Source organism: Bradyrhizobium sp. RP6, assembly GCF_003837805.1.
Lineage (GTDB): Bacteria > Pseudomonadota > Alphaproteobacteria > Rhizobiales > Xanthobacteraceae > Bradyrhizobium.
The window spans coordinates 163,313-175,852 of the sequence record NZ_RQIT01000004.1 but is presented as its reverse complement, the minus strand read 5'-3'; the positions used below and the strand labels follow the sequence as shown (position 1 = coordinate 175,852).

The 12,540-nt window shown below is 62.0% G+C and carries 9 protein-coding genes; 6 read left to right on the top strand and 3 right to left on the bottom strand.

The window, feature by feature from the left end:
* Nucleotides 1–1,333 precede the first annotated feature (1,333 nt).
* The 4 genes from EHH60_RS11775 (at nt 1,334) to EHH60_RS11755 (ending at nt 7,743) form a co-directional block, all read left to right on the top strand.
* Nucleotides 1,334–2,548, top strand: a complete 1,215-nt coding sequence (locus EHH60_RS11775) for a cytochrome P450 (RefSeq protein ID WP_124159629.1) — start codon at nt 1,334–1,336, stop codon at nt 2,546–2,548.
* 562 nt (nt 2,549–3,110) lie between these two features.
* On the top strand, nt 3,111–4,520 hold the full coding sequence (locus EHH60_RS11770) for a Do family serine endopeptidase (protein ID WP_124159628.1): 1,410 nt from the start codon (nt 3,111–3,113) through the stop codon (nt 4,518–4,520).
* Between the two features lie 899 nt (nt 4,521–5,419).
* Nucleotides 5,420–6,985: a glycoside hydrolase family 17 protein gene (locus EHH60_RS11760; RefSeq protein ID WP_124159817.1), complete on the top strand. Its 1,566-nt coding sequence runs from the start codon at nt 5,420–5,422 to the stop codon at nt 6,983–6,985.
* A 179-nt stretch (nt 6,986–7,164) separates the two neighbouring features.
* Nucleotides 7,165–7,743 (top strand): DUF1476 domain-containing protein, encoded by a 579-nt coding sequence (locus EHH60_RS11755; protein WP_124159627.1) that lies wholly within the window; start codon nt 7,165–7,167, stop codon nt 7,741–7,743.
* Between the two features lie 77 nt (nt 7,744–7,820).
* Here the strand turns inward: EHH60_RS11755 and EHH60_RS11750 are convergent, their stop codons facing one another.
* Nucleotides 7,821–8,033 (bottom strand): hypothetical protein, encoded by a 213-nt coding sequence (locus tag EHH60_RS11750; protein ID WP_124159626.1) that lies wholly within the window; start codon nt 8,031–8,033, stop codon nt 7,821–7,823.
* A 37-nt stretch (nt 8,034–8,070) separates the two neighbouring features.
* Complete coding sequence (locus EHH60_RS11745) at nt 8,071–8,757, bottom strand: CBS domain-containing protein (protein WP_124159625.1); 687 nt, start codon at nt 8,755–8,757, stop codon at nt 8,071–8,073.
* 152 nt (nt 8,758–8,909) lie between these two features.
* Here EHH60_RS11745 and EHH60_RS11740 point away from each other — a divergent pair, with 152 nt between their 5' ends.
* Both EHH60_RS11740 and EHH60_RS11735 read left to right on the top strand, forming a co-directional pair.
* Complete coding sequence (locus EHH60_RS11740) at nt 8,910–9,731, top strand: universal stress protein (protein ID WP_124159624.1); 822 nt, start codon at nt 8,910–8,912, stop codon at nt 9,729–9,731.
* Between the two features lie 25 nt (nt 9,732–9,756).
* Complete coding sequence (locus EHH60_RS11735; RefSeq protein ID WP_124159623.1) at nt 9,757–9,939, top strand: hypothetical protein; 183 nt, start codon at nt 9,757–9,759, stop codon at nt 9,937–9,939.
* 91 nt (nt 9,940–10,030) lie between these two features.
* Here the strand turns inward: EHH60_RS11735 and ppsA are convergent, their stop codons facing one another.
* The gene (gene ppsA, locus EHH60_RS11730) at nt 10,031–12,451 is read right to left on the bottom strand and encodes a phosphoenolpyruvate synthase (protein WP_124159622.1); all 2,421 of its coding nucleotides are present in this window, start codon (nt 12,449–12,451) and stop codon (nt 10,031–10,033) included.
* Nucleotides 12,452–12,540: the final 89 nt, after the last annotated feature.

The window sequence follows — 12,540 nt, the reverse complement described above, 5'->3', positions numbered from 1 at the left end:
TCCGAAGCCCTTTGGCCGTCCCGACCACCAGCGTCGATCCGCGTGTTCCTCGTGCTTCCGAAAAATCTTCTGCAAACACCCTCCGCTTCCACTGGCCGGCGTGTCCTCGTCGGCGGCGCGAGCGTGGGTCGACTAACGAATTTAGCAAAGGCGGTCGTGGGAATCGGAGTAGGCGAGATTTACCCCGACGCCCCCCGTTACTACCCCCGAAATGTAACGCGCAATTACGGGAAAAGTAACGCGCTGTTCGAGATTTGCACGACGACTAGTAACGCTCAGTTTGGGAAATGTAACGCGAGAATGTCCGAAGTCGCCAGGCTTGGCGTTCAGCTGAAATAGAATTTCTTGCTCCTAGCCTGGTTCCTATCACGCCACTTCGGCCGCATTAAGCGCGACGGAAACTTCGCCTTATGGACGGCTCGCTATCACCAATGTGAAGGAGCTCCGTTCTACGAGCTCACCGTTACCAACATCGGGCATCGTTTGGGATTAGCGCCCTGCACCTGGAGGTGCTCCATTCCAGCCCGGCTGGTCTCCGATCGCAGGATGCGTGAGGTCTAACATAGCGTGCGATGCGGCGGCATCGAGGGCGATAAGCTCGGAAGGTCGGCGCAGACGCAACCTTGCGCCCTGTCTCACAACAGTGTAGCACATCCTCAGCAATGGCACGTGAATATAGCGTTTTTTCAACGGGTTAGCGCCTTTGGCGTGGGAGGTTCGATCCCTCCCGCCCCAGCCAGATTGCCCGCCCAGCCTGAATTGCCTCGCGAAACCGGTCTGGCTGCGGCGCTGCTGCACAGCGCCGCGACCCACTGCTGCAGCACAGGGTGTGCTTTGCAATGGCTGTCCACATTTTTCGCCGGGATGCCGTGTACTACTGGCGCCCTCGACCGCCGCGCGCGCTTGCCAAGATGCCGATCTCGACGCCGTGCATCATCTGATGACGCTCCCTTTCAGGGCATTGTCCCGACCAACGAGCATGTCGGGGACTTGAACGCGCTGGCCGCGGAACGCCAGATCGCAAGAGGCGGCCAACCGACCATCCGCGCCCTGCTTGTCGTCCTGTCTTCTGGCCTCTAGCAACCAGCGTGCCGGGCGTTTGATCAGAGGATCGATAGTTTAGGTATTGCATTTCGATCGAAAATATTCGTCCAAAAGAAGGTCTCCATTGCGACCGCGATTGCTGTTGTCGGCATTGGCTGCAGACTACCGCGGCTTCCCATTGGATTGCCTAAACACCGTGGCCGTGTAGAATGAGTCTTCGGGTGTTCGCTGCACGAAGTGGCGACAGGTCAAGCGATGGTCGGGCCGCCACGCGGGAAGTGCGCGCCCAATGGACCACCCACCGTTTGACATCATTTCGTCGAGCTTCCACGCAGATCCGTTTCCGGAACTTGATCGCATGCGGGCTGAAGGCCCCGTCGTTTCGATCAAGCTGCCGATCGTCGGGCGCACCTGGCTTGCCGTGACGTACGACGCCTGCGCCGAACTATTGAAGGACCATGAGAACTTCGCGCGCGATCACGCCAATGCAGGAAGCAAGACCCAAGAGCGAGTCCTCAGATTCCTGCCTAGAACTATCGGGCTTCTGGCGTTGAACATGCTCGGCCATGACGATCCCGAGCACCGCCGACTGCGAGGCCTTGTCGACCAGGCGTTCCAGCGACGCTCGATTACAGCACTGAGCCCAATGATCAATCAGATTGCGGATCGGCTTCTCGATAGGCTGGAAGGACAATCCGAAGCCGAGCTTATGGCCAAGTATTGCCGCTATGTCCCGCTTTCTGTCATTTGTGCGATGCTCGGCCTGCCGGAGAAGGACCATGATCGTTTCAAGAGCTGGCTTGGTGGACTGAGAGACACGGCGAATATAGGCACCGTTATCTTGGCCATACCCGGGGTAATCCAGGTCGTCCGCTATCTGCGCCGAACCTCGAGACCGCGCGGTGGCGCGCAGCCTGAAGGTCTCATCGCGACGCTCCGCGAGGTCCAGATTGATGGCCAAAGGCTGAGCGAAGACGAACTCGTGTCCATGATCTTTCTCCTGTTTGGAGCAGGGCAGGAAACGACGACACACCTCATCGCGGGCGGTCTTTTGGAGTTGCTCTCACGTGAGGATCAGTTGCGGCTGCTGCGCAGCGATCCGGGGCTGATGCCAAGTTGCGTTGAAGAATGCCTTCGCTACGTATCGCCGATTCAGATGACCAAACCACGTTTCGTCACTCGCGACATGGAATGGATGGGGCGAAACTTCAAGCGCGGGAACATGATTGCGGCGTTGCTGGCGGCGGCAAACTGCGATCCCGCGAGATTCGAACGTCCACAGGTATTCGACATAGCGCGTCATCCGAATCCGCATCTCTCGTTCGGCACCGGGGTGCATTTCTGTCTGGGCTTTCAGCTCGCCCGGGTAGAGGCCGCTGTTGGAATTGAACGGCTCCTTTTGCGCTTCCCGAATTTGCGGCTCAATCGCGGAGTGAGCATCCGGTGGCACAAGCGCCTCGGCATTCGTGCTCTGACCGCGTTACCGGTACGATTAGAGACATAGAAGGCAGTACTTCAAAGCTGCAAGAGCCATCAAGCCGGTCCATACGTTGAAGCTGTCACGTTCAGAGGCAACGGCTGCAATGCAGTTGCCCACGTCTCGAGAGTCCGCTCGGCACCATCTCTTACTGCGCGTGTAAGTCCTCATTTCGGAAATCAGTCTTGGATCGGACCGCCCCGGTAGCCAGCTAGACAACTTCTCTGACCGCAGCCGTGGTCGAGCTCGGAGCGCTAGCCCGTGACGGTTCTTTCCATCGATCCCGCTATGGCGTGAAAGTGCGCTTTGCATCATCAGCATGCGCGACCACGGCGTGACGCGCCGGGTCGATGCGTTCGCATATGGCAGTCCCGATGCGAGGGGCCTGCTCGCCCGCGGGCGGGAAGGGAGTCCAACGGCCGCCCCCGAGCTGATCGTCCGCAAGATCGGCGATTGACGCAAATCAAGATGATGATGTGAAAGCCGGTCAAGTTCCTCGAGCATTTGCTTACGAGGATGAGGTGCGAGAGTGATCCCTGGGCCCCTTGGCGCGCGTGTTACGGCCGCTCGCGCCGGTAGAGCGATCGTCTTGGCCCTGTTCAGCGCAATGATGGGAGCGGCGCTCGCGCCGGTGGGAACGAAGCGAGCGCTCGCCGCCGAGGTCGATGCGGTCGGCGCCACGGCTCCGATCGGATTTGCCGAGGTCATCGAACGGGTGAGGCCGGCCGTCGTCGGCATCCGTGTGAAGACCGATCAGAGGGGGCTTGATGTCGAGCGCCGGCAATCGATCCCGCCGGGATCGCTGCTGGATCGGTTCTTCAAGCAGTTCGGCGTACAAATTCCCGGAGATCCGCTTCCCGGGTCCGATGTGACCGTTGGGTCGGGCTTTCTCGTTTCCGGGGACGGCTATATCGTCACGAACGAGCATGTCATTGCGGGTGGCATCGAGATCGAGGTGACGATGGACGATGGAAAGGTCCATTCCGCCAAGCTCATCGGCGGGGATCCGCAGACCGATCTCGCGCTCATCAGAATCTCCGCACCGGACGATTTGCCTTACGTGCGTTTCGCCGAGGCGGAGCCCCGGATAGGCGAATGGGTGCTGGCGATCGGAAATCCATTCGGGCTGGGCGGCACGGTCACCGCCGGGATTGTCTCGGCACGCGGTCGCGACATCGGCGAAGAGCCCTACAATGATTTCATTCAGATCGACGCTCCGGTCAACAAGGGCAATTCCGGCGGGCCGACGTTCAACGTGAGGGGGGAGGTCATCGGGGTCAATACCGCCATTTATTCGTCTTCGGGCGGCTCAATGGGGGTGGCGTTCGATGTTCCGGCGGAAACCGTGAGGTCCGTTGTTCGCCAGCTTCGAGAGAAAGGTCACGTCACGCGAGGCTGGGTTGGCGTCTACCTCCAGGAGGTCACGCCAGGAATTGCCGACGCGCTGAATCTGAAGAACACCCGGGGTGCCCTTGTTGCGCAGCTGGACGAAGGACCGGCAGCCAGGCAGGGTGTCGAGGCTGGTGACGTGATCACGTTCGTGAACGATCATGAGCTCAAGAATCCCCGCGATTTCGCCAGGACGGTGGCGGCGATCGCTCCCGGTACCGTCATCAATCTTCGCCTCCTGAGAAATGCGCAGGAGATGTCGCTTGATGTGACCGTGGGTGAACACTCACGCACCGCGAACGCTCGCTCGGAAGAGCAGCCGGAGCCGGGAGAGAAGTCCGCGCTCGGGCTTACGCTTGCACCGGCACGCTCCATCTCAGGCGCCGGTGACGAAGGTGTGGTGATTCTCGACGTCAAACCGGGTCGCGGTGCGCTGGATGGCGGCCTTCAGGTCGGTGACATCATTGTCGCCGTCAGTGGTCGGGGCATCAGTACCGCAGCTGACCTGAATAGCATGGTTGACGAAGCGCGAGCGCGAGCCAAGCGCACGATCCTGGTCCGCATCAAGCGCGCCGGAACGATGAGCTTCGTGGCCGTTCCGATCACCTGATTGGTACGCGGGTCAATTCTGCGGGACACGCGACCGACACCGCAATCGGCATAGCCGTTCGCCAGCCCGCAAGGCGCCATTCGCCCTCTCAACGGCCGCTCGATCAATCGTTGCAGCTTTGATCGAGCGCAACGAAGGCTGCTGTTCAATTGCTAACGCTTCCGTTCCGGCTCGGAAGACAGTCATGCGAATTGTAGGAAAATTGAGCACACTCGCGGCCGTTGCCGTGATTGCCGCGGCAGCGTTGATGCCGACCGGAGCAGAAGCAAGGAATGGACGGATCGCCGCGGGGGTGATCGGCGGGTTTGCCGCTGGCATTCTCGCTGGAGTCGCCATGGGAGGGCCCTATTGGGGGCCCTATCCATATCCATACTATCCGGCTCCGGTCTACTATCCTCCAGGACCTTACTATGCACCATACGGGCCCATCTACTACGAACCGTGCGTTCGCCGCACCGTGTGGGATGGTCGGCGCTGGCGCCGCGTGCGCGTCTGCTACTGAGAATATGCAGATTGCAGCTCAGGGAGATCGCCAAAGCGGCGATCTTCCGGGCGATCATCCATGGCGACTTCAGGAATTGACTTGAAGCAACCGGCTTGTGGAAACGTGAGCGATCCTATAATTCTTCGGGAGCGACCGTTAACAAGCTCATTTGCATGATCCCCTTGCTTTTCATGCAAGTCGCGATCGCAGGCGCGCGCTTGAAGCAATGCGACGCGTCCGCGACATCGCGGCAGGTGAAAAGCGGCACCTCACATGTGATCAGTTGGTCCATCCTCAGAAAGCAAGCTGGTTCTCCAGGCTGTCGCTCTCGCCAAGCGAGGAAACCCGTCACGTCGCGCCTGCCGGAAAGCCCCCGGATGCTCTCCGCGTTTCGCTCGCGCTCTTCCTGATTTCGCTGGGCGTTACCGCCGTCGTGTGGTGGTGGTTGGGCACGCCGGTCCATCTGGTGCGCGCACCGATCGATCCGAATGACAAGGTCCAATGCATCTCATACGCTCCATTCCGCAACCATCAGACCTCACTTTCGCCGGCGACGCAGGTATCGCGTGAGCAGATCGCGGAGGATCTTGCCCAACTGGCGGAGATAACCGACTGCATCCGTACCTATGCAAACGATCTTGGTCTCGACCAGATCCCCGAACTTGCAGCCCGAGCGGGCCTGAAGGTCATTCAGGGCATTTTCCTCGACAAGGACAAGCAGAAGAACCGAACGCAGATTTCGACGGCCATACGCCTCGCCAGGGAATATCCCGGGACCGTGATCGCGCTCGTGGTCGGCAACGAGACGCTGCTGCGCAAGGACATAACAGTATCCGATCTCGCCGACACGATCCGCGCAGTCAAGGCGCAGGTCAATGTCCCCGTGACCTATGCCGACGTCTGGGAATTCTGGCTGAGCAATCGTGAGCTCTACGATGTCGTCGATTTCGTCACGATTCATATCCTGCCCTATTGGGAGAACGTGCCAATCCCGGCTGAGTCCGCTGCCAAGCACGCCGACGCAATACGCCGGCAGGTCGCAGCGGCCTTTCCGGGCAAGGAAATCCTGATCGGAGAGGTAGGCTGGCCGAGCCAGGGACGGATGCGGGAATCGGCGTTGCCGTCCCCTGTCAATCAGGCCCGAGTGGTCTCGGAGGTCCTCGACCTCGCCCGACGCGAGCATTTCCGCGTCAACCTGTTCGAGGCCTATGACGAATCCTGGAAGCGAGAGATCGAGGGCACAGTCGGCGGATCATGGGGCCTGTTCGGAGGCGAGGAACGTGTGCTCAAATATCCTGCCGGCATCCCCGTCAGCAACTATCCGCTCTGGAAGCTGCAGATGTGCAGTGGAATTGCGCTGGCGACGCTGATCTTCGGAGTGGCATGGTTGACCTCGCGTCGCAAGCCCGGCAGCCCTGGCCTGGCTTCATGGTTTGGGGTCGCAATATCGGCGACGACAGCCGGAATCCTGTTTGGCGTGGCCGCCCAGAAAGTGTTCTTTGAAAGTATCGGAATCGGTGGCTGGCTCATGTGGGGCTCTCTTCTGGTGGCCGCGACGGTTTCGCCGGTGTTTGGTACCAACGCCCTGATGTCGGGGCGCCCACCGCCCAGCTTTCAGGAGGTGCTCGGCCCGAAAGGCTACCGGACAGAATCGATGCTCGTGACCATGCACGGGGGGGCCTTGATCATGATCGTCGTGATCGGCACGGCGACCGCGCTCGGGCTTGTGTTTGACCCACGCTTTATCGATTTTCCTTTTGCCCCACTCACCATGGCAGCGGTCCCTTTCGCGGCCATCACCTTGCTCAGCCCGCCCGGGAAGGGAAGCCGTCCTGTGCCGGAGACGCTGTTTGCCGGCGTGTTTGTCGGAGCGGCGATCTATGTGGGGTTCAACGAAGGGCCGGCGAACTGGCAGGCGATGTGGACCTGCGCCGCCTATCTCCTGCTTGCCGCGATGCTGTGGCGGGCGCGTGCCTCCTGATCGGCATCAAGGTCGCTTCGGAACCGCAGCGATATGAACAACCATGCCTTCAGATCGCTCGATCAGCCAATCCGCCGCCGGAATGCGGGGGGCCTGAGCGTTGACCTGCATCAACCGGGAGCGCTGCTCTCAAGCTAACCTTTCAGTGTGGTGCTTCTGCGCCAGCTGGAGGACCGAGCATGTCTTCGTTCGACGAGCGCGAGAACGCATTCGAGGCCGAGTTCGCACATCGCGCGGAAGCAAAGTTCAGAGTCCGGGAGCGCGCGGTGGCGTCACTTGCGCAATGGGCAGCGCTTCGTCTCGGCAAGTCTGCAGCAGCCGCCAAGGTTTTTGCCCGGGAAATGGTAGCAGCCGACCTCGCAAGTCCGACCGTCGAGCCAACGATCGACCGGATCGTTGCTGACCTCGTACCGGCCGGCATCCCGAAGCAGGAGGTCCGGCAGGCGATGAACCGTTTCATGGCCGAGGCCGAAGCCGCCGAACGCGCCGGTCGTTCGTGGCGGGCGTTGGCGCGCGGCAAGTTTACCCTGCCCGAACTGGAGGCGAAGTTGGAAGCGCTGCAGAATGGGGCGATCCTTCAGATCGACCGCGTCGACTATGAGCGCCTGTTCGGATTGAACGATGTCGCACTTGGCCGCCTGCGCAATTTCGCCCGTGGTCACCAATGCGTCCCAAGCTTCGCCGACACGGCCGTCCTGTTTCGGAAGCATATCGCGCCGGTCGAGGAGTGGCGCGATCCACAACGCTCGCCAACCTGAGATCGTGCATCTCGCGGCGACGTGTCGCCCGGCAAGCGTGATGGCGGCTCATCGCGCGTCAATCACCGGGATGACTCTCAGGAAGGGAAATCGGCCGGCCTCACGTCGATCCGGTCGGCGTGGAGCGACCAGTCCCGGATTGCGCGAAGTTCGCAGAATTCCTGCTTCGCCAACCGCGCCGCCTCCTTCTCGTCGTCGGCATCGATCTCGATGGTACGCTGACATGCCTCACAGACTCGTCCTTGGTCGCCGACGACCTTCTTCAGAAAGCTGACGACAAAGTGCGGCATGAAATCCTCGCCATGTGAGCACGCGATCCGGCCTGCATCAGTAAACGAAAGCCGGAGTTTCGAGCAAGTGGTCATTCACCAGCACGACGCCCGGGATCGCCTCGGCCGCGACGCGGATAGCCGTGCGTTCGGCCGCAGATGGCGCGAAGCCCCAGATGTCGATGATGCCGTTCTGGACGGTTGCGTTCAGGTTGAACGTATGCGCCCAGGGCTGCTTCTTGAGCTCTTCAAGGAACCTCCTTCTGATGGTCGCATCGGAGACTGAAATCTCCAGCTTCGGCCGGGCGCTCGCGACGGCCTGCAGCAGATTGGCCCGGCTGACGATCCCGACGAGCTGGCCCTGCTTGTTGACGATCGGCACACGCTTGATCTGACGCTCCTCGATCAGCATGGCGATGTCGCTCAGCGGCGTTTCGGGGGTGGCAGTCACGACCTCGCGGGTCATGATATCCTTGACCTTGACCGCGTGCGACTTGACGTAGTCAGTCGCCATTTGCGCGTCACCGGTCAGGAGGCGAAGCCACCAGGCATAGTGGCGCTCGGTGCCGGATTCGGTTCGATGCATCAGGTCGCCTTCGGTCACGATCCCGAGGATCTTGTTGTCGGCATCGACGACCGGCACTGCGCTGATGCGGCGCTCGAGCAGGATCTTGGCGACCTCGCGAACGGTTGCATTTGCGCCGACGGTCACCACCGGTGCGATCATCACGTCCTGTGCTTGCATGGCGGGGCTCCGTGTTGGTTTTCGGCATCTTGCCGTCTCTCGGGCCAACCGGATTGATCGAGATCAAGGAGCGGCGGTGCCGCTTGATTTGCGTCAACGGGACGATTGGGAAACGCGAGATAAGGGTACAATTCAAGTCATGGAGCAATGACATGTCTCTTGCCAGCGTCATGGTCTACGTCGATTCCGAGCAGCAGGACGAAGGGCAGATTGCCGTCGCCGAGACGGTCGCGAGCGGCTTCGAGGCCGCCTTGCTCGGCGTCACGGCCGTCGCAATAGATCCTCCGTTCGTCGCCGAAGGAGTGATCATCGAACAGACCACCGAGGAGGATCTCAAGCGCATTCGCGCGACGCTGTCGGACAAGGAGGCGTGGTTCAGGCGCATCGTTCGCCTGCCGAACGAGAAGGTGGAATGGCGCTGGACGATCGGCTTTCCGACCGAGTTCCTGGTCGAGCAGTCCAGGGCGGCGGACCTCGTCGTGGTGAGGCGCAGCCAGCTGAAGCCGAATTACTCCAGGCATCTCGATGCGGCGGGAGCCATGTTGCGGCTGGGCCGTCCGATCCTCTCGGTGCCGGACGGCGTCACCCGGTTGTCGGGCGATCGGATCGTGGTCGGCTGGAAGGACGCCCGGGAGGCGCGCTTGGCCATTCGGGACGCGCTGCCGTTTCTGACCCGGGCTTCGCAGGTCACGGTCGTCGAAGTCTGCACGTCGAGCGAACAGGATGCGGCGCGAGACCGGTTGCGGGACGTGACCAGATATCTTCAGCGTCACGGCGTGAGTTGCCAGCACGAGGTGCGCGTGCATACGGCGGACCCTGATGCGGGCTACCTCGTTCGGCTGGCCGCCGACGTCGGCGCCGACCTCATCGTGACCGGAGGGTATGGGCACAGCCGGTTGGGCGAGTGGGTTTTCGGAGGCATGACGCAGAGCCTTCTGCGGCACGCTCCGGTCTGCCTGCTGATGTCGCACTGACGTCCACGTCCCAGGAGAGCGTGTAATGGACCAGCATGGTCAAGCGGCGAAGAAGAGCGTGGCCGAGCGAAAGGCCGAGGTACCCGCACCTGACCGGAACGCGCCGGTGCTGGAGACCAGGCCGGCAGACCGCGCGATCAAGGATGCCCTCGAGGACGACGAGGTGCGTCAGGCGCTTGGCGTACATCGCAGGGACAAGCGCCCCTGAAGCATGATCCGGAGAAGCGCGCAGCGGTTGCCCGCGCGACAAACGCGGAACGCGTTTGCGCGGAGATCATGCTCGAACGCTAACTGGCGCTCTAGCCCGCTGCCCGCCGGCCTTCCCCGCTGTCGCGCTCCGCGGCGCGGACGATCTCGATGGTTCGCAACACGCTCGACGGATTCACACTGATCGAGTCGATCCCGAGCTCAGCCAGATACTTCGCGATCTCCGGATAGTTGGCGGGAGCCTCGCCACAGATGCCGACGTGGCGTCGGTTGCGCCTGGCGCCGAGTACGGCCATCGACAGCATTTGCAGCATGCCGGGATCACGCTCGTCGAAGTCGAAGGCGACGATCTCGGAGTCGCGGTCGACACCGAGCGTCAGCTGGGTGAGATCGTTGGAGCCGATGGAGAAACCGTCGAACAATTGCGCGAACTGGTCGATCAGGATGACGTTGTTCGGGATCTCGCACATCATGAATATTTCCAGGCCGTTCTCACCTCGCCTGAGGCCATGACTTGCCATGGCTGCAATGACCTTGCGCGCCTCCTCGACACGCCGGCAGAACGGAATCATGATCTTGAGATTGGTGAGGCCCATCGCCTCGCGCACCCGCTTCATTGCAGCGCATTCGAGCTCGAACCCCTGCGCATAGGCGGGGTGCGCGTAGCGCGCGGCGCCCCGAAAGCCGAGCATCGGGTTCTCCTCGCGAGGTTCGAAATCGGCGCCGCCGAGTAGGTTCGCATATTCATTGGTCTTGAAATCCGAGAGGCGCACGATCACCGGCCGGGGATAGAACGCGGCGGCGATGGTGCCGACGCCCTCCGAAAGCCGCTCGACGAAGAATTCGGACGGCTGCTTGTAGCGTGCGGTCAACAGCTTGATCTTCCGCCGGTCCCGCGCCGAGGTCACCTTGTCGGGGCAGGCGAGCGCCATCGGATGGATTCCGATATGCTGGTTGATGATGAATTCCATACGGGCAAGGCCAACGCCATCACTCGGCAGGGATGCGCTCTTGAACGCGACCTCGGGATTGCCGAGGTTCATCATGATTTCGGTGCGCGGCCTCTGCACATTTTCGGTCGCGGTCCGTTCGACCTCGTACGGCAGGGTCCCCTCGAAGACGTGACCGATGTCACCTTCCGCGCAGGACACCGTCACAGCCGTGCCGGTCTTCGCCCTCTTGCTGAAGCTGCCCGTTCCGACCACTGCGGGCACTCCGAGCTCGCGTGCGACGATGGCGGCATGGCAGGTCCGGCCGCCATGATCGGTCACGATCGCGGCGGCGAGCTTCATGACGGGTTCCCAGTCCGGGCGCGTAGCCGTCGCGACAAGCACCTCGCCCGGGCGGAATTTCTGGAGATCCCGCTCGTTCCTGATCAGCCGGATGCGTCCTGCCGCGATCTTTTCCCCGACGGCGCGGCCTTCGGCCAGCGCCGTCCCGGACGATTTCAGGACGTAGCTCTCGAGCGCCTCCGGCTTCCGTTGCGAGGCGACCGTCTCGGGCCGGGCCTGGATGATGTAGAGCGAACCGTCCCTGCCGTCCTTGGCCCATTCCACATCCATGGGGGTCGGCTTGCCTGCCTTTTGCGAGTAGTGCTTCTCGACGAGCAGTGCGCATTCGGCCAGCGTCAAGACCTCGCTGTCATTGATGCAGAATTGCTGGCGCGCGTTCGCCGGCGTTGCCTCGTTCCGGGTCGTGTTGTGCCCGCGGCCGTAGACCATCCGCTTCGCCTTGGATCCCAGGCGGCGCGACAGAACCGCGCGGAAACCGGCGTTGAAGGTCGGCTTGTGGACGTAGAATTCATCGGGATCGACGACGCCCTGCACGATATTCTCGCCGAGCCCGTAGACCCCGGTCACGAATACGACGTCGCGAAACCCGGTCTCGGTATCGAGCGTGAAGGTGACGCCGCTCGCCGCGAGATCCGAGCGGACCATCTTCATCACGGCAACCGACAGCGCGACCTTGAAGTGATCGAAACCATTGTCGATCCGATAGGAGATCGCACGATCCGTGAACAGTGAAGCAAAGCAGCGGCGGCAGGCCTCCATCAGCCCGTCTGCGCCCCGGATGTTGAGAAAGCTGTCGTGCTGGCCGGCAAAACTTGCGGTCGGAAGGTCCTCGGCCGTGGCGGAGCTGCGAACCGCGACCGCGACGTTGCGTCCGTATTCCTGCTCCAGCTGCCGATACGCCCGTCTGACCTGATCGCGCAGATCCTCCCGGTCGGTCGCTGCGTAGACGATCGCGCGCGCGGCGGCGGCGCGGCGGGCAAGATCGGCGATCCGCCGCTTGTCGACGCCGGCGAGAAGGGGGCCGAGCCTGTCCCACGCGCCGGCTTCGGTCAGCGCGTCCCGATACGCGGCCGCGGTGAGCGCAAAGCCGTTCGGGACCTTGACGCCCTCCGGCGTCAGCGCCGAATACAACTCGCCCAGGGATGCGGTCTTGCCTCCGACCAGCGGCACGTCGGCAAGACGTATGTCCCTGAACCAGCGAATGTAGCTCGATGCGTCCATCGCGCATTCTCCCGCGCTGCAGAATGGGTCTGAATGGCGGCAACTTTCGCGCATGTCGGCACCTTCGGTTTGCGAAAGATCAAGTGCGC